General features: G+C 32.1%; 18 protein-coding genes and 3 pseudogenes. All 21 read right to left on the bottom strand.

All coding sequences use genetic code 11. The features are described 5' to 3' along the window. Positions 1-9: 9 nt before the first annotated feature. Complete coding sequence (dnaK, locus tag ACUV9F_RS03095) at positions 10-1,857, bottom strand: molecular chaperone DnaK (RefSeq protein WP_446184224.1); 1,848 nt, start codon at positions 1,855-1,857, stop codon at positions 10-12. A 24-nt stretch (positions 1,858-1,881) separates the two neighbouring features. Then, a complete protein-coding gene (grpE, locus tag ACUV9F_RS03090; RefSeq protein WP_446184344.1) occupies positions 1,882-2,460 on the bottom strand; it encodes a nucleotide exchange factor GrpE in 579 nt (192 codons plus the stop codon). Between the two features lie 22 nt (positions 2,461-2,482). Beyond that, positions 2,483-3,529: a heat-inducible transcriptional repressor HrcA gene (gene hrcA / locus ACUV9F_RS03085; protein WP_446184223.1), complete on the bottom strand. Its 1,047-nt coding sequence runs from the start codon at positions 3,527-3,529 to the stop codon at positions 2,483-2,485. A 92-nt stretch (positions 3,530-3,621) separates the two neighbouring features. Next, positions 3,622-4,566 carry a riboflavin biosynthesis protein RibF gene (gene ribF / locus ACUV9F_RS03080; RefSeq protein ID WP_446184222.1) on the bottom strand — a complete coding sequence of 315 codons (945 nt, stop codon included), beginning with the start codon at positions 4,564-4,566 and terminating at the stop codon, positions 3,622-3,624. A 9-nt stretch (positions 4,567-4,575) separates the two neighbouring features. Continuing rightward, a complete protein-coding gene (gene truB / locus ACUV9F_RS03075) occupies positions 4,576-5,472 on the bottom strand; it encodes a tRNA pseudouridine(55) synthase TruB (RefSeq protein WP_446184221.1) in 897 nt (298 codons plus the stop codon). A gap of 95 nt (positions 5,473-5,567) precedes the next feature. Beyond that, entirely contained in the window at positions 5,568-5,921 is a 354-nt protein-coding gene (rbfA, locus tag ACUV9F_RS03070) for a 30S ribosome-binding factor RbfA (RefSeq protein WP_446184220.1), read from the bottom strand. Between the two features lie 14 nt (positions 5,922-5,935). Then, positions 5,936-7,804, bottom strand: a pseudogene (infB, locus tag ACUV9F_RS03065) (translation initiation factor IF-2); the annotation flags it as partial. A gap of 651 nt (positions 7,805-8,455) precedes the next feature. Continuing rightward, positions 8,456-8,545: pseudogene (locus ACUV9F_RS03060) on the bottom strand (translation initiation factor IF-2 N-terminal domain-containing protein); the annotation flags it as partial. A gap of 15 nt (positions 8,546-8,560) precedes the next feature. Then, positions 8,561-8,860 carry a ribosomal L7Ae/L30e/S12e/Gadd45 family protein gene (locus ACUV9F_RS03055; RefSeq protein WP_446184219.1) on the bottom strand — a complete coding sequence of 100 codons (300 nt, stop codon included), beginning with the start codon at positions 8,858-8,860 and terminating at the stop codon, positions 8,561-8,563. Then, positions 8,857-9,168, bottom strand: coding sequence for an RNase P modulator RnpM (rnpM, locus tag ACUV9F_RS03050; protein ID WP_446184218.1), 312 nt, complete (start codon positions 9,166-9,168; stop codon positions 8,857-8,859). Before rnpM ends, ACUV9F_RS03055 begins: the two co-directional genes overlap by 4 nt. Before the next feature lie 31 nt (positions 9,169-9,199). Further along, positions 9,200-10,267, bottom strand: a pseudogene (gene nusA / locus ACUV9F_RS03045) (transcription termination factor NusA); the annotation flags it as partial. A gap of 14 nt (positions 10,268-10,281) precedes the next feature. Then, positions 10,282-10,749 (bottom strand): ribosome maturation factor RimP, encoded by a 468-nt coding sequence (rimP, locus tag ACUV9F_RS03040; protein WP_446184217.1) that lies wholly within the window; start codon positions 10,747-10,749, stop codon positions 10,282-10,284. 124 nt (positions 10,750-10,873) lie between these two features. Continuing rightward, positions 10,874-15,187: a PolC-type DNA polymerase III gene (locus tag ACUV9F_RS03035; RefSeq protein ID WP_446184343.1), complete on the bottom strand. Its 4,314-nt coding sequence runs from the start codon at positions 15,185-15,187 to the stop codon at positions 10,874-10,876. Positions 15,188-15,229: 42 nt separating this feature from the next. Beyond that, on the bottom strand, positions 15,230-16,933 hold the full coding sequence (locus tag ACUV9F_RS03030; RefSeq protein WP_446184216.1) for a proline--tRNA ligase: 1,704 nt from the start codon (positions 16,931-16,933) through the stop codon (positions 15,230-15,232). 18 nt (positions 16,934-16,951) lie between these two features. Beyond that, a complete protein-coding gene (gene rseP / locus ACUV9F_RS03025; RefSeq protein WP_446184215.1) occupies positions 16,952-18,229 on the bottom strand; it encodes an RIP metalloprotease RseP in 1,278 nt (425 codons plus the stop codon). Between the two features lie 15 nt (positions 18,230-18,244). Then, positions 18,245-19,051, bottom strand: a complete 807-nt coding sequence (locus ACUV9F_RS03020) for a phosphatidate cytidylyltransferase (RefSeq protein WP_446184214.1) — start codon at positions 19,049-19,051, stop codon at positions 18,245-18,247. A gap of 12 nt (positions 19,052-19,063) precedes the next feature. Beyond that, positions 19,064-19,816, bottom strand: a complete 753-nt coding sequence (uppS, locus tag ACUV9F_RS03015) for an undecaprenyl pyrophosphate synthase (protein ID WP_446184213.1) — start codon at positions 19,814-19,816, stop codon at positions 19,064-19,066. A 3-nt stretch (positions 19,817-19,819) separates the two neighbouring features. Further along, complete coding sequence (gene frr, locus ACUV9F_RS03010) at positions 19,820-20,377, bottom strand: ribosome recycling factor (protein WP_446184212.1); 558 nt, start codon at positions 20,375-20,377, stop codon at positions 19,820-19,822. Next, on the bottom strand, positions 20,377-21,105 hold the full coding sequence (gene pyrH, locus ACUV9F_RS03005) for a UMP kinase (protein ID WP_446184211.1): 729 nt from the start codon (positions 21,103-21,105) through the stop codon (positions 20,377-20,379). Before pyrH ends, frr begins: the two co-directional genes overlap by 1 nt. Positions 21,106-21,227: 122 nt before the next feature. Continuing rightward, a complete protein-coding gene (tsf, locus tag ACUV9F_RS03000; RefSeq protein WP_446184210.1) occupies positions 21,228-22,103 on the bottom strand; it encodes a translation elongation factor Ts in 876 nt (291 codons plus the stop codon). Positions 22,104-22,188: 85 nt separating this feature from the next. Next, complete coding sequence (gene rpsB / locus ACUV9F_RS02995) at positions 22,189-22,947, bottom strand: 30S ribosomal protein S2 (protein ID WP_446184209.1); 759 nt, start codon at positions 22,945-22,947, stop codon at positions 22,189-22,191. Between the last annotated feature and the right edge of the window lie 35 nt (positions 22,948-22,982).

Genomic DNA, 22,982 nt, shown 5'->3' with positions numbered 1-22,982 from the left:
TCCCTTCTATTATTTTTTATCGTCTGGATCAACTTCTTCAAAATCAGCATCAACAGCTCCATCGCCCTTGTCTTTATTGTCATTTGAATCAGTAGCACTTGCGTCACCTGATGGCTGAGCTTCTTGAGCTTGTTGATATAGTTTTACAGATAAATCTTGAATAATTTTATTCAAATCATCACGTTTTTGTTTCATATCTTCAAGATTATTATCTTCTTGAGCTTTCTTCAAAGCATCTTTAGCTTCTTCAGCTTTTTTAATCTCTTCGTCAGATACTTTACCCTTAATTTCTTCAAGAGTTTTATCAGTTGTAAATAGTAATTGATCAACATCATTTCTTAAATCAACTTCTTCTTTACGTTTGTTATCTGCTTCTTCGTTTTCTTTTGCTTCATTCTTCATTTTTTCAATTTCTTCATCTGAAAGACCTGAAGAACTCTTAATTGTGATGTTTTGTGATTTTCCAGTTCCCATATCCTTAGCAGATACATTAACAATACCATTCTTATCAATATCAAACTTAACTTCGATTTGTGGAACACCACGTGGTGCTGCAGGTATGTCTGTTAATTGGAATCTACCAAGTGTTTTATCATCGGCAGCCATTGGACGTTCACCTTGTAATACGTGAATATCTACAGCAGGTTGATTGTCAGCGGCTGTTGAAAATACTTGAGATTTACTTGTAGGAATTGTTGTATTTCTATCAATAAGTTTTGTAAATACTCCACCCATTGTCTCAATACCTAATGATAATGGTGTAACATCAAGTAAAACAACGTCTTTAACATCCCCAGTAATAACACCACCTTGTACGGCAGCACCTAAAGCAACAGCTTCATCAGGGTTAATTGAATGATCAGGTTCTTTCCCTGTCCAATTCTTAACAGCTTCTTGAACAGCAGGTATACGAGTTGAACCACCATTTAAAATAACTTTATCAATGTCAGCATTTGATAAGCCAGCATCTTTTAGAGCATTTTCAACTGGAATTTTTGTTCTTTGAACTAGCTCGTTTGTTAGTTCATCAAATTTAGCACGTGTTAATGTTTCTTCTAAATGAAGAGGACCAGCATCACTTTGTGAAATAAATGGAAGACTGATTTGTGTTTGAGTAACACCTGATAAGTCTTTCTTTGCTTTTTCTGCAGCATCTTTTAGACGTTGCATAGCCATTTTATCTTGAGACAAATCAATACCATTAGCAGCTTTGAATTGTTCAACTAACCAATTCATAATAGCATTATCAAAGTCATCTCCACCTAATCTTGTATCACCATTTGTAGAAAGCACTTCAAAAACTCCATCACCTAGTTCAAGGATAGAAACATCAAAAGTACCACCACCAAGGTCATATACTAAAATCTTTTCATCTTTATCTTCTTTGTCTAGACCATAAGCCAATGAAGAAGCAGTTGGTTCATTGATAATACGTTTAACATCTAAACCAGCAATCTTACCAGCATCTTTTGTTGCTTGTCTTTGAGAGTCATTGAAATAAGCTGGAACAGTTATTACTGCTTCTGTTACTTCCTCACCAAGATAGTCTTCTGAGAATTTTTTAATGTGTTGCAAAATCATAGCAGAAATTTCTTGTGGTGTATATTCTTTACCATTAGCTTTAACTTTGTAACCTTCTTCACCAATATGACGCTTAATTGATGAAATTGTATCTGGATTAGTTATTGCTTGTCTTTTAGCAACTTCACCAACTTGAATTTCTCCATCTTTAAATGCAACAACAGATGGTGTAGTTCTTCCACCTTCTGGATTTGTAATAATTTTAGGTTTTCCACCTTCCATTACAGCAACAGCTGAATTAGTAGTACCTAAATCAATACCGATAATCTTTGACATAACTTAAATCTCCTTTATTACTTATTAATTTGCAACAATAACCATTGATGGTCTTAATACACGATCTTTTATCATATATCCTTTTTGTAAAACTGAAACAACTGTATCTGCAGGATGACTATCATCAGCAGGAACAGTTTGAATAGCCTGATGAATTGTAGGATCAAATTTTTGATTTTCAGCTTTAATTTCTGTGACATCACTATTTTTTAAAGCTGTATTCAAACTTTTTAAAGTTAATTCAATTCCTTTTTTTAGCTGCTCACCATTGTCATCTGTAACTTCAACTTGTAGTGCACGTTCAATATTATCAATGACTGGTAAAATCTCTTTAGCAAGCTTTTGACCACCATATTTCAGCAATTGTCGCTGCTCTTTTTCAAAACGTTGATGCATGTTTTGAATTTCTGCTTGAGAACGTAAATACTTGTCTTCTAATTCTTGATTTTTTTGAGTTAACTCATCAAGAAGTTTTTCATTTTCATCAATAGTTGGTTCATTCTCTTTTTTTTCATCTATTTCATCACTTACTTCTTCTTTTGCTTCAACGACTGTTTCTTTTTGTTTCAAGTCATCTTCAGAAGGAAATTGTGATGAATCCATTTTCTTTTCCAAATGAATCCTCCTACTCATCATTAAGATCTTTATAATATTCGATCAGTTTGTTGGCTAATTCTTCTCTGAATAAACCGAGTAAACCAATCATTTTTGAATAAGGCATACTTGTTGGTCCTAACAACGCGATTAAACCTTCACCATGTATCCCTGCATCATACCTTGCGGTAATAATGCTGTAATTCTTAAATGCATCATTATCTAATTCTGATCCCAACTTAACATTTATTTCTTGATCACTTAATTCATTATTCAAAAGTGCTAATAAACCATCATTTTGATCAATAGTTGAGTATAAATTTCTGATTTGTTTTAAATCATCAGGATCAGCATAGTTCAATAAATTTAACTGACCATCAACAAAATATCTATTTCTAGCAGCTTTTTGAAAAACATCATCAAATAACTCGAGAAATCCATTAGTTGAATGCATATATTTTGATAGCATAATAGGAATATCTGTATGCAACTTCTTAACTACTTCATCTAAAGGCAATCCAACAAGTTCATCATTCATGATATTGACAATTTTTTCAATAATATCCGAACTTATTCCATCTGATATAGTATAAACTTGACTCTGAACAGTTCCTTGATTTGTGACTAACACAGCCATGAATTGACGACTAGTTAATGGAACAATTCTAAATCCTGTTAAATATGTTGAATTTTTTTCAGGTGATAAAGTAATCGCCGTATAACTAGTTAGATTCGACAAAATTTTTGCAGATTCTTGAATAATATCATCAATCTGATGAAAATGATGATCAAAATTTTGTTCAATTACTTTAGATGTTTGGTTTGAAACTTTAGTTGGCTGAACTAAATGATCAAGGTAATAACGATATCCTTCAACAGAAGGAACCCTTCCAGAAGAGAGATGTGTCTTTTCAATTAATCCTTGTTCTTCTAAAACAGCCATCTCATTTCTGATAGTTGCTGAACTTACTTTGATTGGAAGGTAATCCATTAAAGTCTTAGAACCAACCGGTTGACCTGTTTCAGTAAAGATTTTAAAAATTTCTTTTAAAATCAAATTCTGCCTATCAGTCAACATCTTGGCACCTCCTTTAGCACTCTTATACCACAAGTGCTAACAATGTAAAATATACCAATGTATAGTATAAGTGTCAAGTGATTAGCGACCATTTATTTATTATTTTTGAAATAATTTTCTGTATCAATTTTATCTTTGTCTAATTGTTCAATTAGCTTGTCAATCCCATCAAATTTAACTTCTTTACGAAGAAATTTTCTCCATTTTAAAGTTACTTTTTTTCCATAAATATCTTTATTGAAATCTAAAATATTACTTTCAACTACCAAATCCTTAACATCATCAAAAGTTATATTAAATCCAACAGACGTCATCGACGGATACCATATATTATCAATTTTTATTTCAGTTATATATACACCAATCCCAGGAATAAACTCTTTTTTATCTATATCAATATTTGCCGTAGGATATCCCAATGTTCTTCCTCTTTGAAATCCATGAACAACCTCACCAGTATTTTCGTAGATATATCCAAGTTGTTTATTAGCATTTTCAAGTTGATTGTTTTTCAAGTTATTTTTTATTGAAGTTGTACCAATCTTTTGACCACTAAATTCCATTTTGTCCACTTTAACAACATCAAATCTATTGTTAGCATAAGTAACTAATGTAGTCATATTAGCAATTTCTTTAGGTCCATAAGTGTAGTCAAAACCAGCAACGACTGTTTTAGCGTTTAAATTAACTATATATTGATCTACAAATTCCTGTGGTTTTAATTTAATAAAATCTTCGGACAGATCAACGATATACATATAATCAACACCTAATTTTTCAAATAAATTGGCTTTTCTGTTAATTGTAGACAAATATCTAAAATCTTTTTCATTATCATTTCCAAATACTGTACTTGGAGACTGGTTAAATGTCATTACTGCTAATTTTTGTTTGTTTTTTTCAGCAATTTTTTTAGCAGTTTTAATCACTTGTTGATGTCCTAAATGAACCCCATCAAAAAAACCTAACGCCAATACTACTGGTTGGTTAGGAATTAAACTCTTATTAAATGGATGTATTAAATTAATTTTTTTCATAGTTCACTCTCAATCATTATTTAATAACATGATATCTGGCTGATACTTTCCAAACTCATTCAAAATATAAATTGCCTTTATTCGATTATTATATGAGACAGTAACTTTTTTTTCTTTAGATTTAAGTTTTATAAAAGCCCCATTTTGAACAGAACTCCATTGTTCATCACTTAATTCTATTCTAGGTAAATTAGACAATACTTCATCTATCGACACTAGAAAATCCATGTTTTTGTTTTTTTGAAACTCTTCAATTTCAGCTAATGTATAAGTTTCTGGCAAAGTAATACCTGCACTTTTTACACGAGTTAATTGAGACATGTGAGAAGGTATACCTAATAATTCACCGACTTGTACAGCCAAAGTTCTCACATAAGTTCCTTTTGAACATTCAACATCAAAGGAAAAACTAACAGTTTTGTTGTTTGTATTAACTTTAAGTTCAGAAGTACGTTTAAATTCAAAAATTGTAACGGTTCTTTCTGGCCGTTCAACAATTTGTCCTGCTCTGGCATATTCATAAAGTTTTTTCCCATTTACTTTAACAGCCGAAAACATTGGAGGAGTTTGTTTTATTTCACCAACGAAATTCTGTAAAATTTCATCAATCTTATTTTCATCAATATCATCTTCAACTTCAACTTTTTCAACAATATCTCCTTCTTTATCTTCAGTAGTTGTTGAAAAACCAAGTGTAATTTCGCCAGTGTATTTTTTCCCTGAATTAGTCAGTAAATTAACCAATTTAGTTGCTTGCCCAACACAAATAGGAAGTACACCATCAACTTGTGGATCAAGTGTTCCAGTATGTCCAATTTTTCTTTCATGCAATATTTTTCTTAATTTATAAACACAATCGGCACTAGTCATACCGAGTTCTTTTTTTAAAGGTATTATTCCATTCATAAGAAGTATTATAACAAAAGAAATAAAAAATAGCGGAAAAGAATTCTTAATATACAAAACAAAAAAGACTAAATAATTAAATTTAGTCTTTTACCTTATTTATCACTCTTATGCATTTGTCTCAATAGTTCATCGATTTTTTCACCATAACGCACTGACTCATCTTGTGCAAAGACCAGTTCGGGTACTTTAAACATCGTTAGTCTTTGACTTAATTCATGTCTAATTAGTCCATTAGCTTTATCAAGACCATCTTGTGCTTTTTGAGCATCACTTGCCTTATCAGATAAAATACTGAAATAAACTGTTGCTCTTTGTAAATCGCCCGTCATTTGCACGCCGGTAATTGTTACATCTTGAACTCTTGGATCTCTAATACGTTTTAAGAGAATATCATTAATTTCTTTTTGAACTTCTTGTTCAACTCTGCCGATTCTATGTTTAACCATAAGTAATTCCTCCTCTACTTAACAGGAACTTCTTCCATTACATATGCTTCGACTTGATCATCAATTTTAATATCATTGTAATTTTCTATTGTAATACCACATTCAAATCCTGAAGTTACTTCTTTAACGTCATCTTTGAAACGTTTCAATGATGCTAGTTTTCCTTCATAGATAACAATGCCATCACGAATTAAACGAACGCCAGAATCTCTTCTTATTACACCATTATCAACGATACATCCCGCAATTGTACCAATTTTTGATACATGATATGTTTCGCGAACTGTAAGTGTACCAGTAACTTTTTCTTCAAAGACAGGTTCAAGCATACCCTTCATAGCTAATTCAATTTCATCAATAGCATTATAAATAACTCTATGTAATCGAATATCAACATTTTCTTCTTCAGCCTCTGCTTTTGCTTGAGGTGTTGGACGAACGTTAAATCCAATAATAATAGCATTACTTGCTGAAGCTAGTGTAATATCACTTTCATTAATTGCACCTACGGCTTGATGAATAATATTTACTCGTACACCTTCAACGTCAATTTTCTTCAAACTTCCTGCCAATGCTTCAACAGAACCTTGAACGTCTGCTTTTATAATAACGTCAACGTTTTTAAGTTCTCCTTCTTTCATTGTGTCAAACAAGTTATCAAGAGTAACTGTATTAGTACGTTTTCTTTCTTCAACTAGAGCGCGTTTTGCACGTTCTTCACCAGCTGCTCGAGCTGTTTTTTCATCTTCAAACACCGCAAATCTATCTGCCGCTTCTGGAACATCATTTAATCCTGTAATCTCTACTGGTGTTGATGGCTTAGCCTCTGTTACATCTTTTCCACGATCATTTGTCATTGTTCTAATACGACCAAATGTATTACCAACAACAATAGGATCTCCAATGTGAAGTGTTCCTTGTTGTACTAGTAATGAAGCAATTGTTCCACGTCCCTTGTCAAGACGAGCTTCAATAACTGTACCAATAGCACGATGAGTTGGATCTGCCTTTAATTCAAGAACATCTGCTTCAAGAAGTACCATTTCTAGTAAATCTTCAACACCTGTTCCTTCTTTAGCAGAAATATTTACAAAAATTGTATCTCCACCATAACTTTCAGGAATTAATTCATATTCCATTAATTGTTCAATAACATGTTGTGGATTAGCACCTGGTTTATCAATTTTATTAACAGCTACAATAATTGGATCACCGGCTGCTTTAGCATGATTAATAGCTTCAATTGTTTGTGGCATTACACCATCATCTGCTGCAACTACCAAAATAACTATGTCAGTTACGTCTGCACCACGTGCACGCATATTACTAAATGCAGCATGTCCTGGTGTATCTAAAAATGTAATTAATCTATCGTGTAGTTTAACTTGATAAGCACCGATATGTTGAGTAATACCACCAGCTTCACCATCAGTAACATGTGACTTACGGAGATTATCAAGAAGTGTTGTCTTACCATGATCAACATGTCCCATAATTGTTACAACTGGAGGACGTGTAGCAAGGGCATCTTGGTTAATATCTTCTTCATCAAAGTATGTATCAATGTCAGCAATATCTTCTTGAATCTTTTCTTCTGAATTAATTCCGTAATCTTCTGCAATTAATTCTATTGTATCTTTATCAAGTGATTGGTTTTGATTAACCATAATTCCTAGCATAAATAACTTTTTAACAATTTCTGAAGGTTCTCTATGCAAGATTTTACCAAGATCTTGAGCATTCATACCAATTGTATATGTAAGTGTTTCTGGTAATGGACGTTCTTTTCTTTGTGGCATTTCTTTTTTAGGTTGTTGATTTTGCTGTTGTTGTTTCTTCTTATTCTTTTTTTTCTTACGTGATCCAAATGGGTTACCCAGATTCTTTTTATTAAAATCACGTTTTACTTCATGATTATTTGTTTTTTTCTTTTCTTCAACTGGAATTGGTTCAACAATTGGTGTTGTTTTTTGTACAACTGGTTGTTTCTTTTCAGTTTCATTAGAACGAGAATTATTAGGATGTGGCTTGTTATTATTATTACGATTGTTTGGGCGTTTATTATTATCAGGACGATTATTTTGTGAATTTGCTCTTTGCCTTTGTTCTTGTTCTTGATGTTGTTTGAATGCAGCTAAATGCTTAGCCCCAACACCACCTGATCTTGGTGTTGATGAAGTTGTATTAGCTCTTTGATTATTAAAATTATTTTTATTTCTATTTTGATTGTTCGTTCTGTTTTGGTTGTTAGTATTATTAGTTGAATTATTTCTTTGTGGACGATTATTGTTATTAGGCTTGTTATTATTTCTATTAGTATTTTGAGTACCTGGATGCTTCTTAGGAGCATCGTTACGTCTAATAGCTGTTACTTTAATTTTAGTTTTTTGTGGTTTATCATCAGCCTTATTTTCATCTTTTGTTTTAGATGAATTATTGTCACTTTTTTTTGACTCAGATTTTTTATTTCCACTTAATTCGCTTTTTATTTTTGCCTCTGCAGCTTCATCAACTGAAGACATATGATTTTTTATATCAATACCTAATTTAGTTGCAGCGTCCACTACAACTTTATTTTCAACTTCTAGTTCTTTTGCGATAGTATAAATTCTTTTTTTAGCCATACACATTCACGCTCCTTAATTAATTAATTCTTCAAACTTCTTAGCCATTCCCACATCTACGATTGCTATCAACTTGCGTTTTTTACCAGTTGCTTGAACAATTTCTTCATCATTAAAAATCTGTTTCATCTTAACTTGATAATAATTTGTCTTATTTACTATATCTTTAAGTGACCGTTCACTAATATCCGTAGAAACCAATACTAATTTAGCTTTGCCATTAGCAATTGCATTACCCACTAATTCAGTACCAGTAATTGTTTTTTTTGCCCTTGTCGCAATTCCAAGAAAATTAATAATCTGTTTTTTATTCAATGTTTTTTACCAATATCACCAAATAATTCCATTCTTGCTTTTTGATGATCTACATATTCAAATAATTCATCATAAAAATTCGAGTCAACGCTTGTAGAAAAAGCTTTTTCAATTGTCCCTTTAGTTTTTGCTTTTTTTACTGCCTCTGGATCAAGTCCAACATATGCTCCACGCCCAGGCATTTTACCCGTTGGATCTATTGAGACTTCTCCTTCTTTATTTTTAACAATTCGAACCATTTGTTTTTTTGGAAACATTTCATTAGTTAGCAGGTCTTTTCTCATTGGTATTTTTCTTTGTCTTACCATTTTATTCACCACCTAAATAACTTTTTTATTCATCTTCTTCATCAAAATCATCATCAGAAACAAATTCAACTTCAGACTCAGGTTTGATATCAATTCTATAACCTGTTAATTTAGCAGCTAAGCGTGCATTTTGACCACGTTTACCTATAGCAAGAGATAGATGATAATCAGGAACAATAACTAAGCATTTTTTTGCATCTTCTTCATCAAACTGAACAGCTATAACTTCAGCAGGATTCAAGGCATTTGCTATATAATCTGAAGGATCTTCTTCCCATTTAACAACATCAATATTTTCTCCACCTAAATTGTCCACAACTGCTTGTACTCTAGATCCTTTAGGGCCGACACAAGTTCCTACTGGATCAAGATTTGGATTATCAGATCTCACAGCAAGCTTAGTACGATCACCAGCTTCTCTAGCGATTGAAACTATTTCCACTGTACCATCAAAAATTTCTGGAACTTCCTGTTCAAATAAGCGTTTTACTAATCCAGCGTCTGTTCTTGACACAAAAACCTGAGGTCCTTTTGATGTATTTTCAACTTTAGACACATATACTTTAATTCTATCTTGTGGATTGTAAGTTTCGTTTGGCATTTGGTCGGCTTTACCCATTACTGACTCAATTCTACCAAAGTTAACATATACGAACTTATTATCTACACGTTGGACGACTCCTTGCATGATTTCGCCTTCGTACTGAGAATATTCATCATAAATATTACTTCTTTCAGCTTCTCGCACACGTTGCATAATAACTTGCTTAGCAGTTTGAGCTGCAATTCTTCCAAAATCTTTAGGTGTTACTTCAAATTTAACATGATCTCCAAGTTCATAACCCTTATTAATTTCAGTTGCTTCTGCCAATGAAACTTCTAATCTATCATCGACAACTTCTTCTACGACTTCTTTTTCAGCGTATACATGAATATTTCCTTTTTTATCGTCAAATTCAACGATAACATTTTCAGCTTGTCCATAATTACGCTTATATGCTGCAGCAAGCGCTGCTTCTAGGGCTTCAATAACAGTTTCTTTTTTTACACCTTTTTCTTTTTCCAACGCGTCTAAGGCGTCAACCATTTCTTTACTCATTATTTGTATCCTTTCTAAAATTCAATAGCTAATCTTGTTGAAGCTATTATTTCTCTTGGTAAAGTAATATGTTTTTTAATATTTTTGGCTTTATAGTCTAATTCAAGATTTTCATCATTTACAGTAGTTAAATGTCCTTCAAAAACTTTTGAACCCTCAACTTTTTTATAAAGTGAAACATGAATATATTCACCAATAGCATTTTTTAAATCTTCTTCTGACTTTAAAGGCCTCTCTGCACCGGGTGAAGAAACTTCTAAGAAATATGCTTGTTCTATTGGATCGTTTTCATCCAATTTTTCACTAAGCAATTCACTTACTAAAGCACATTCATCAATATCAATACCACCGTCTTTATCTATAAAAGCACGGAGATACCAACTTCCAGCTTCTTTAACGAATTCTAAATCTACAAGTTGAAATCCTTGTTGATCTAGAATTGGGATTAATAATTCTTCAACTTTTTGAGTTACGTTTTCCAAGTTCGACCTCCAAATATTTGATTTATAAAATTTATTCAATAAAAAGAGCGAGCATTTCTGCTCACTCGTTACATAAACCCTATAAACTAAATTTAATTATACATTAATCATTATCAATATGCAATTAAAATAATGATAGTTGATTTTCGTCTGGTAGATCATCTATTACGTGATTTACTGTTAAGTATTCAATTAGTGTTTTTGATACTTTACCTCTATTAGATAAATCTTCTTTTGATAAAAATGGTTTCTCTTCTCTTGCAGCAACAATCTGTTTAGCAACGTTTTCTCCAAGTCCTGGAACAGCTCTGAATGGTGCAAGTAAAGTGTGGTCATCAATTATTTTAAAATCAAATGCTTCAGATTCGTTAATATCAACCATCTTTATTTTAAATCCTCGTTCTAAACATTCATTTGCTATTTCCAAGACGGTTAATAAGTTTTTCTCTTTTGTAGAAGCTTCCATACCCTTTTGATTAATTTCGCTCATTGATTTTTTTACAGCTTCTTTTCCACGTGCCATTGACACTAAATCAAAATCATCAGCTCTAACACTAAAGTAAGCACAATAATAATAAAGAGGATAATGAACTTTGAAATAAGCAATTCTCAGTGCCATTAAAACATAAGCTGTTGCATGAGCTCTAGGAAACATATATTTAATTTTTAGACAGGAATCAATATACCAGTCAGGAACGTTTTCATTTGCTCGCATTTCCTTTTGCCATTCTTCAGGAATTCCTCTTCCCTTACGAACATGTTCCATTATTTGAAATGCCATTTGAGAATCCATACCCCAATGAATCAAATCAGTCATGATATTATCACGACAACCAATGACATCTTTTAAAGTGATAACACCATTTTTAATTAATTCTTCAGCATTCCCGAGCCAAACATCTGTACCATGAGACAATCCTGATATTTGAAGCAATTCATCATAAGTCGTTGGATGCGTTTCTTCTAACATTCCACGAACAAACCTAGTTCCAAATTCAGGAACACCTAGAGTACCAACATTTGATTGGATTTGTTCTGGTGTAACTCCCAAAGATTCTGTACCTGAAAACAGCTTCATAACGCCTTCATCATTTGTTGGAATTGTTTGAGGATCTATCCCTGATAAGTCTTGTAACATACGTATCATGGTTGGATCATCATGACCCAATATATCAAGTTTTAAAATATTATCGTGAATTGAATGAAAATCAAAATGAGTTGTTTTCCAAGAAGCAGATCTATCATCTGCGGGATACTGAATTGGCGTAAAATCATAAATATCCATATAATCTGGAACAACAATGATACCGGCAGGATGTTGTCCAGTTGTTCTTTTTACACCTGTAGCTCCCATAGCTAAACGTTCAACTTCTGTACTTCTAAATTTTTGGTCAGTCACTTCTTCATAATTTTTTACGTAACCAAACGCTGTTCTATCAGCAATGGTTCCTATAGTTCCAGCTCTAAATACATGATCTTCTCCAAACAGAACCTTCGTATAATTATGTGCTACTGGTTGGTAATCACCTGAGAAATTTAAATCAATATCAGGAACTTTATCTCCTTTAAATCCAAGAAATGTTTCAAAAGGAATGTCTTGTCCATCTTTGTCTAATTCAGCCCCGCATTCAGGACATTTTTTCGCAGGTAAATCATAACCTGATCCATATTCTCCTTTTGTAAAAAACTCAGAGTAATGACATTCGGGACATCTATAATGAGGTGGCAATGGATTAACTTCTGTTATACCAGTCATTGTTGCAACAAAACTTGATCCAACTGATCCACGAGAACCTACTAAATATCCATCTTTATTACTTTTGTATACTAAACGCTGTGAAATTAAATAAATAACTGAAAATCCATTTCCAATGATACTTTTTAGTTCTTTGTCTACTCGCTCTTGAACAATTTCAGGAAGTTTTTCGCCATACAACTCATGGGCTTTATTTAATGTCAAATTCTTAATCTCGTCTTCAGCACCAGGCATTTTAGGTGTATATAATTCATGTTTAACTGGTGAAATTTCGTCATCTATTTCATCTGCAATTTTATTTGAATTTGTTACTACTAATTTATGTGCTAATTCATCTCCCATAAAAGCAAATTCTTCAAGCATTTCTTCAGTAGTTCTAAAATGTACATCAGGTAATTTTTGTCTTATTAAGGGATTACTTTTAACAGCATGAATTACTATATCTCTATATACACTGTCATTTTCATCCAAATAATGAACATCCCCAGTTGCTACAACTGGCTTATTGAGTTCATCACCAACTTTTACTATATTGTTCATTATTTCTTTAAGAGCATCTTCATCTGCTATCATTTCTGAAGCAATTAATGGTGTATAAACTGACTTAGGTTGTATTTCTATATAATCATAATATTGGGCTTTACTTAGTGCTTCTTCATACCCCTTTTGCATCATTGACACAAAAACTTCACCAGATGAACAAGCCGAACCGACTAAAATACCTTCCCGGTATTTATCTAGTATTCTTCTAGGTACTCTTGGTGTTCTATAAAAATAATCTACCATTGAAGTAGATACAATTTTAAATAGATTCTTTAAACCAGATTGAGTTTGAGCAAGTAACATAGCATGATTAGGTCGTGCTTGTTTATAAGATTCTTCATTCCCAACATGATCATTTAATTGAGATACATTGCTTGTTTGAAATTTTTCTTCTAACTCATCAAGCATCTTATACATTATAAGACCAGTTGTTTCAGCATCAGAATCCGCCCTATGATGATGTTCTAGTCTAATATCATATTTTTTTGCTAGTGTATCTAATTTATGATTACGATATTCGGAATGAACAGTTCTAGAAATCTCCAAAGTATCAATAACTGGCATTGATAAGGTCGGTAGTTTTGATCTTCTTAGAGTTGCATTCATAAATCCCATATCAAAAGTTACATTGTGTCCAACTAATATATCGTCACCTACAAAATCCATGAATTGTTTGATAACAACTTGCTCATTGTCAGCATCTTTAATCATATCATCAGTAATACTTGTTAAATTCACAATAGTATCGGATAAAGCATGTCCAGGATTAATAAATTTATCAAATCTATCAATAACCTGTCCATCTTTCATTTTTACGGCACCAATTTCAATAATACTGTCATATACAGCAGATAATCCTGTTGTTTCTGTATCAAAAATTACATATTCTGCATCTTTTAGATTCTCATCACGAAGATTATAAGCAATTGGATTTCCTTCATCTACAAGATTAATTTCAACACCATAAATAACTTTAATATTATTTTTTTGGCCTGCATTATATGCAAAAGGAAATGCTTGGGCAGTTGCATGATCAGTAACCGCAACTGCTTTATGTCCCCATTGCGCAGCTCTTTTTACAATATCCTCAGAACTAGCAATTGCATCCATTTGACTCATATTAGTATGGAAATGTAGTTCTACTCTTTTTTCATCAACATTATCATTTCTTCCATTATGCTTTATACCATTAATATCGAATGCATTAATGGTAAGTTCTCTTGAATATGTATCTTCTTGGACACTTCCTCTAATTTTCACCCAACTTCCCTTTGAAAAATTAGAAAAAATTTGTTCATCAGTTTCATTTCGAGAGAATTTTTTCACTGTAAAAGAAGAAGTATAGTCCGTTACTTTTAATATTAACAATTGACGTCCTGATTTAAGTTTTCTCAAATCAGTATCAAATACATAACCTTGAACAACAACCGATTGCTCTTCTTCTACAATTTCTGACATTTGTTTAATAGGTTGCTTATCAGAAATAGTTTTACCTATAACTGTCGCTGTAGTTTGTTGGTTGTTTAGCTTTTGATTAGTATTTTTTTTCTGAACTTCTACTAACTGATCCTGTAATTTTTTTTCAACCTGATCATTTTTTGAATGTAATTCGTCAATTTTTTCTTGAGTTTTAGACTCATCAACGCTCACATGAATTTTAAACTCGGGAAATCCTAATTCAACATATTTTTCAGTGATTCTTGATATCAAACCATTTTTCAAGAAATCTCTAATTATTTCATTTTGAACAATTAAAAAATACTGGTCATTTTCAAATTTGGGGCCTTGAGATGATTGAAGTTCATATAAGATTGGAGATTCTATATCCAGGTGAGTTAGAATATACTTCCAATAATCATTAATATCTTTTTGAGTCAAAATTGGACTAATACTATTAATATTAATGTTTATCTTAGCGATGTCCTTGAAAGAATGTACCAATGCTTCATTTAACATTTGGAAGTCAGTAAATGGTAATACATTTTGAAACTCAAAATTAATAGTCCATGATTGAGTTTTTTTATGTACATCAACCGACGAAATAGCTCCATTATCAAATGAACTACTTACCTTTATTGCATCATCTATTTTTATTTGTTTTAGAAGAATTTGAAATAATTCTTTTTTTTCTGTCATAATTACACTCCAAAAAAATCATAAAAAAAGGCTTACTATTGCCCACTATTTAACATCATTTAAAAATAGTTCCTGGACTTTTTTAGCAGCCTCTTCTTTATTAACTTCATAAGTATCACCAGTTGCGCGAACTTTAATTTCAACAATTCCTTCACTAGCTTTTTTACCAACAGTTACTCTAATTGGTAATCCAATTAAATCAGACTCTGCAAATTTCACACCTGCACGTTCTTTTCTGTCGTCTATAAGAACAGACATCTTTAAATTCTCTATTGCAGTTGAAACTTGTTCTGCCAGTTTCACTTGAGTATCATCCTTAGTATTTACAGGGATTACATGAACATCATACGGTGTTATTTCTTTATTCCAAACTAGACCATTCTTATCAGCACTTTGTTCACAAATTGCTGATAGAAGTCGACTAATTCCAATTCCAAAACACCCCATTAGTAGTGATTGTTGACGTCCATTTTCATCTAAGAACTTAGCATTTAAACTGTCAGAATACTTTGTACCGAGTTTGAAAATATGTCCAATTTCAATACCTTTAGTAAATTCAAGTTTATTTTTACCATCTTCAGTTAATTCACCAGCTTTAACTATTCTAAAGTCTGAAAAACTTGATACTGAAAAATCACGATTTACATTAGCATTTTCATAATGTGCATCTATCTTATTTGCACCTACAACACTATTATTCATACTTTCGACTGTTAAATCAGCCAAAATTCTAACTTTTGTCCCAATAGGTCCGATGAATCCTGGAACAGAATTAAACTTAGATACTATTTCTTCTTCAGTAGCTTCTCTTAAATTATCTGCATCTAAATAATTTTTTAACTTAACATCATTAACTTCATAATCGCCTCTAATTAAGACCATAATAGGTTCTTCATCGGCGATAAAGGCCATTGATTTAATTAATTTAGTTTCAGGATAACCTAGATAATTAGACACTTCTGAAATTGTTTTTATATTTGGTGTTGCTACTTCTTTCAATTCTTTTATGTCTTCGAATGAATTATCAATGAATTTACTTGTAGCCATTTCAATATTAGCTGCATATTCACCATTCTTTGAATATACTATTGTATCTTCACCAATTTCAGCAGGAGCAGAAAACTCTTTTGAGTCACTTCCTCCCATAGCACCAGCATCACCTAAAATTACTTGGTAATTTAATCCACATCTATCAAAAATATTACGATATGCTTGTTCCATATCATTAAAAGATTGATCAAGTTGTTCATTGCTAGATGCAAAAGTGTACGCATCTTTCATCAAGAACTCTCGTCCTCTTAGTAAACCATATCTTGGTCGGTCTTCATCACGAAATTTATCTTGCAACTGATATAAAGTAATAGGTAACTTTTTGTAACTATTAAGTAAATCTTTGACAATGTAAGTCATTGTTTCTTCATGAGTTGGTCCTAGAATAAATTCACGATTATGCCTGTCGTTTAGCTTGAATAACGTATCACCATAAGTATTGTAACGTCCGGATTTTTTCCAAAGATCAGAAGGTATCACTGCAGGAACCATCATTTCTACAGCGTCAATTTTCTCCATTTCTTCTCTTATAACATTTTGAATATTTTGTACAACTTTCCAAGCTAATGGCAAATAAGCATAAGTACCAGCTGAAATTTGTTTAATATATCCAGCTCTTAACATCATTTGATGGCTTAAGGCTTCTGCGTCAGCAGGAATTTCTTTTGTTGTGGGAATAAAAAGTTTTGACTGTTTCATTAAACTATCCTTTAAATTTTAATGTATAAAAAATCTTTGTATATCGTTCCAAGTTACAGCAATCATCAAAGCAACCAACAACCCTACACCAATTAAGTTAATAATACCTTCTTTTTCTTGTGATAAGGGCTTTCCTCTAATTGCTTCAATAAAGTTTAATAATAATTTTCCACCATCAAGTGCAGGAATTGGAATCAAGTTCATTATCCCTAAATTTATCGAAAGCATTCCTGTAAAAGCAATAATACTTATTAACCCTTGTGAAGCAACTTGAGAGGTCAATGAATAAATTCCTACAGGACCAGAGAATTGATTTATATCAAAGCCAGTGGTTACCATGTGAGCTAGTGTTGAAATTATCATTGCCGCAATTGCAAAAGGTTGAGTAAATCCATATTTAATTTTACTTCCTAAACTTTTGTCTAAATTTGTTTTAGGAGTTATCCCAATAATCTTTGAATCAGAACCTTTTTGCTTTTTTGGAGTAACTTGAATACTCTTTATTTGATTTTTATGGTTAATTGTTAAATTTAATTTTTTTGAACCATTTTTTGAGATTTGTTTTTGGATTGAAGTAAAAGTATTAGTCTTTTTACTATTAACTTCAACAATTTTGTCATGAGACTTAATACCAGCAACATATGCAGGTGAATCTTTTTGAACACTACCAATCTCATTAGTATTCACAGTAGTTTGAACACCGCCTAGCATAAATACTACAATCAAATAAGCCACGATAGACAAAATCATGTTGTTAAAAGGACCGGCAAAATTAGTAAGTATTCTATTTAATAATGATGCTGATTGAAAGTGAACATCTCTTGGAGCAATTAATACTTCAGTTCCATCTTCTTCAACAATAGTAGCATCATGATTAACTGAATATTCTTTTTCTTCTTGTTCATTACCATTTTCATATACTGTCATTTTCAAATCATCAACTAAATCAGCTTTAACAATTTGAACTGGTATACCAGAAATATTACTATTTTTTGAAGATAAGTTAATATTAGTAATAATTCCACTGTCATCAATTTGTATAGAACCAACTGTTCCAGGTTTTATTTCGTTATCGTCATCTTGAGTTCCTGCCATTCTGACATATCCCCCAAGAGGCAACAATCTTAACGTATAAGTTGTACTATTTTTTCTAAAATTAATGAGTTTAGGTCCCATACCAATGGAAAATTCCCGAACTAAAATTCCTGATTTTTTAGCTACGTAAAAATGTCCAAATTCATGAACAATAACTAAAATACCAAAAACTATAATAAAAGTTATTATGGGTAACATCACTTTACTCCTAAGTAATTAAACTAATCCAAATAAATGTAGTAATGGCAATACAATTAGCATACTGTCAAATCTATCTAAAATTCCACCATGACCTGGTAGAATTTTACCTGAATCTTTTACTCTATAAAATCTCTTATATGCAGATTCAACTAAATCACCAAGTTGCCCAGCGATAGAAGCAATGATTGAAATAATTATTATATATGTAAAATCAATATTAGGTAAGAAATACATTGCATATATTGTCGCAATTATTACAGCAATTACTGTACCACCAATAGAACCTTCCCACGTCTTATTAGGGCTTATATATGGAAACAACTTATGTTTACCAATTGCGCGCCCAACAAAATATGCACCACTATCAGTAATCCAGACAATTAGTAAAGCAAATATTAACAGTTTAAATCCATAAAAATCGGTTCCATTAACATTTCTAATTGCAGCCAAATAATGAAAACCTGTTCCAATATAAGCCATAGAAACAATTGAAACACCTGCATCTTCAAAATTAAACTTGTTTTTACTAAAAACCGTCCATAATAATAGCAGAATTGAGAAAATATATAAAATATCTAATCTCGAAATTGAGCTAGGTAACCATCCTTTATAAAAAGTGATTGGTACTGTCAATGCCATTACACCAAGAGTAGTTAGAATAAAGTCAAAGGAGACAATAATTCGCTTCCTCATTATATATACTTCTGATATGCCAACATAAGCTAAAGCTGCAGCAGCAAAGTCAATCCAAAATCCTCCCATAATCAAAATAGGAATAAAAATAGCTAACGCAATAACTGCAGTAATAATTCGTTGTTTCATACTACACTCCGATTAATTTAATTTTCCAAATCTTCTATCTCGATTTTGAAATTTATAAATGTCTTCAACTAGATTTTCTGGTGAATAATCTGGCCACAAAATATCCTCAAATATCATTTCAGTATAGGCCATTTGCCATAACATAAAATTTGAAATTCTAGTTTCACCGCTTGTTCTAATTAATAAATCTGGATCTGAAAAACCTTTTAAGGTATTAGTTAAAAGATTTTTTGAAAATAATGACTCATCAATATCATCAATTACTAATTCATCATTTTGAATTTTTTTTACTATCCGTTTTGTCGCCTCTAAAATATCAGCTCTTCCACCATAATTAAAAGCAAAATTTAAAATCATTCCAGTGTTATTCTTTGTTTCATCAATAGCCTTTATAATTATATTTCTTGTTTTTTCTGGAACATCATCTAATATTCCAGTCGCAAAAACTCGTATATTATTTTGCATTAATTCAGGCATAAATACACCAAAAAAGTCAATTGGTAATTTCATCAAAAAATTAACTTCAGTACTTGGTCTTCCCCAATTTTCAGTTGAAAAAGCATAAAGTGTTAAAACTTTTACACCAAGCTTGCTAGCTTTTATTGCAATAGTTTTAACATTATTCATACCTTCTTTATGTCCCGCAACTCTAGGTAAACCTCTTTTTTTTGCCCAACGACCATTTCCATCCATAATAACGGCAATGTGGCTAGGTATATTATCTTGAGATAATTTAATATTATTATCTTCTAATATTTGAGTCATAAATTATCCTTCTGTTATTTCTTTTTCTTTAACAGCTGAAATTTCATCAATTCCTTTTACAGCATCATCAGTAACTTTTTGAATATCGTTTTCTAATGTATGTAATTCATCATCAGAAATATCACCATTTTTTTGTTGTTTTTTTGCATTATCCATTGCTTCTCTTCTAATATTTCTTACAGCAACTTTTGCATTTTCAGCCTCTTTACCAACTTTTTTCGCTAATTCGATACGACTTTCTGTTGTAAGTTGAGGAATAACCAATCTAATTACGCTTCCATCGTTTGCAGGAGTTAGTCCAAGGTCTGACATGTTTATAGCACGTTCAATATCATCAAGTGCTGATTCATCAAATGGACTAATCATCAAAACACGTGGTTCTGGAATAGATATAGAAGCTACTTGGTTTATTGGAACCTGTGCTCCATAATATTCAACATTTACTCTACTTAAAATAGACGCATTTGCTTTTCCTGCACGAATATTTCCCAATTCTCTTTGAAAAGCTTCTTGAGATTTTTTCATTCGAGTCTTTGCATCATCAATTATAGGATTTGCCATTATTTATCTTCTCCTTTAATAGTTGTACCAATGTTTTGTCCTTCAACAACTTTTCTAATATTGTCAGGCTCATTCATATTGAATACAACAAGAGTTATGTTATTGTCCATTGATAGCGAACTTGCCGTAGTATCCATTACACCCAATTGCTTATTAATTACATCAAGGTGAGTTAATTCTTCATATTTTACAGCAGTTGAATCTGTTTTTGGATCGGCTGAATATACACCATCAACGTCATTTTTAGCCATCAAAATAACATCTGCATCTATCTCAGCCGCTCTTAATACTGATGTTGTATCGGTTGAGAAATATGGATTGCCTGTTCCACCAGCAAATATAACAACACGTCCCTTTTCTAAGTGTCTAATTGCTTTTCTTCTAATATATGGTTCAGCAATCTGTCTCATTTCTACTGATGTTTGTACACGAGTAGGTACTCCAGCTTGTTCTAAGGCATCTTGAAGAGATAGGGCATTCATTACTGTTGCCATCATTCCCATATAGTCAGCCTGGGCTCTTTCCATTCCTAATTCAGCACCTGTTTTGCCACGCCAGATATTTCCTCCACCGCAGACAATAGCAATTTCAACTCCCATATCATGAACATCTTTTATTTGTTTTGCAATAGATGCAATAACTGGAGGATAGATACCAAATCCTTGCTCTCCTGCTAAAGCTTCTCCAGAAATTTTTAATACTATTCTTTTATATTTAATGTTTGTCATTTAAAAGGAACTCCTATTATTTTATTACAAAATATTTTACCATAGTTACGGCTTTTATTTAATGAATACTATGAATTAAATAAATAAAAAAACTTCCAAGTTTTAGCTTGGAAGTTTTAATATTATTTAATTTGTCCCATAACTTCTTCAACAAAGTTATTTTCTGCTTTTTCTATTCCTTCTCCAACTTCAAAGCGTACAAATGAAACTAATTTACCACCTTTTGATTCAACAAATTCTGCAACTGTTTTGTCAGAATCTTTAACAAATTCTTGATCTGCTAAACTAATTTCAGACAAGTACTTATTTAATCTTCCTTCAACAATCTTAGGAACGATATTTTCAGGTTTTCCTTCATTCTTAGTTTCTTCAGTAAATACTGCACGCTCATGTTCTAGAACTTCGCTAGGAACTTCATCACGTGATACATATTGAGGGTTAATAGCAGCAACATGCATTGCAACATCTTTAGCTGTTGCTTCATCAGCGCCTTCAAGTAATGCCAATACTGCTATAGCTCCACCATTATGTAAATATGAACCAAAATTTTGTGAATCAGTTTTTTCTACAAGTTGGAATCTTCTAAAACTAATCTTTTCACCAATAACAGCTGTCAAATTCTTAACAGCATCATCGATAGTTCCTTCTCCCATTGATAATTGCAAAGCTGCATCCATATCGGCAGGTTTATTTTTAGCAACTGTTGTTGCAATATCTTTAACTAATGTTTGAAATTTATCATTTGATGAAACAAAATCTGTTTCAGAATTAACTTCGATTATAGCAGCAGTGTTTCCACTTAATTCAATATGTGCCAAACCTTCAGCAGCAATACGCCCGCTCTTCTTAGCAGCTTTAGCCATACCTTTTTCACGAAGTTCATCGATAGCCTTTTCCATATCACCATCTGTTGAAACAAGTGCCTTTTTAGCATCCATCATTCCAACACCAGTTTTTTCACGTAATTCTTTAACTTGTGCAGCTGTTATTGTAGCCATATTTAATCCTCCAATAAATTAGTTTTTTGTTTATTTTACAGAAAAACCATCTTCAATATTATTAAAGACGGTATTAAATTCAAAATTATTCTTCTGTTTTTTCTACTGATTCAGCGTCTTCTTCACTTGCAGCTTCTTCTAATTCAGCAGCAACTCGATCTTCACCTTGACGTCCTTCAATAATAGCATCAGCCATCTTAGCAGCGATCAATTTAACAGCACGAATAGCATCATCGTTTGATGGAATAATAACATCAATATCATCTGGATCTGAGTTAGTATCAACCATAGCAACGATAGGAATGTTCAATTTCTTAGCTTCTTGAACAGCAATGTTTTCTTTATGTGGATCAACAACAAACAATACATCAGGAATTCTTGGCATATCTTCGATACCACCCAAGAACTTCTCTAGTTTTTCTTGTTGCTTTGTTAATAAAGCAACTTCTTTTTTAGGAAGACGATCAAATGTTCCATCTTCAGCCATTGCTTTGATTTCTTTAAGGCGTTTAATACGACTTTGAATTGTGTTCCAGTTTGTAAGTGTTCCACCCAACCAACGATGGTTGATGAAATATTGTCCAGCACGAGTAGCTTCTTCAGCAACTGCATCTTGTGCTTGTTTTTTTGTACCAACAAAAAGAAATACACCATTATCACTTGCAACTGCCTTGATGTAGTTGTAAGCATCATCAATCATATGAACTGTCTTTTGTAGATCGATGATATAAATACCATTTCTTTCTGTAAAGATGAATGGTTTCATCTTAGGATTCCAACGTCTTGTTTGATGTCCAAAATGAACACCAGCTTCAAGAAGTTGTTTCATTGAAATAACTGTCATAATTTTTCCTCCGGTTTTTCCTCCACTATCGCTTA

It is taken from the genome of Daquilactobacillus linshuiensis (genome assembly GCF_052828685.1).
Note: the sequence above shows the minus strand (reverse complement) of the source record. Positions and strands in the feature narration are given on the sequence as shown.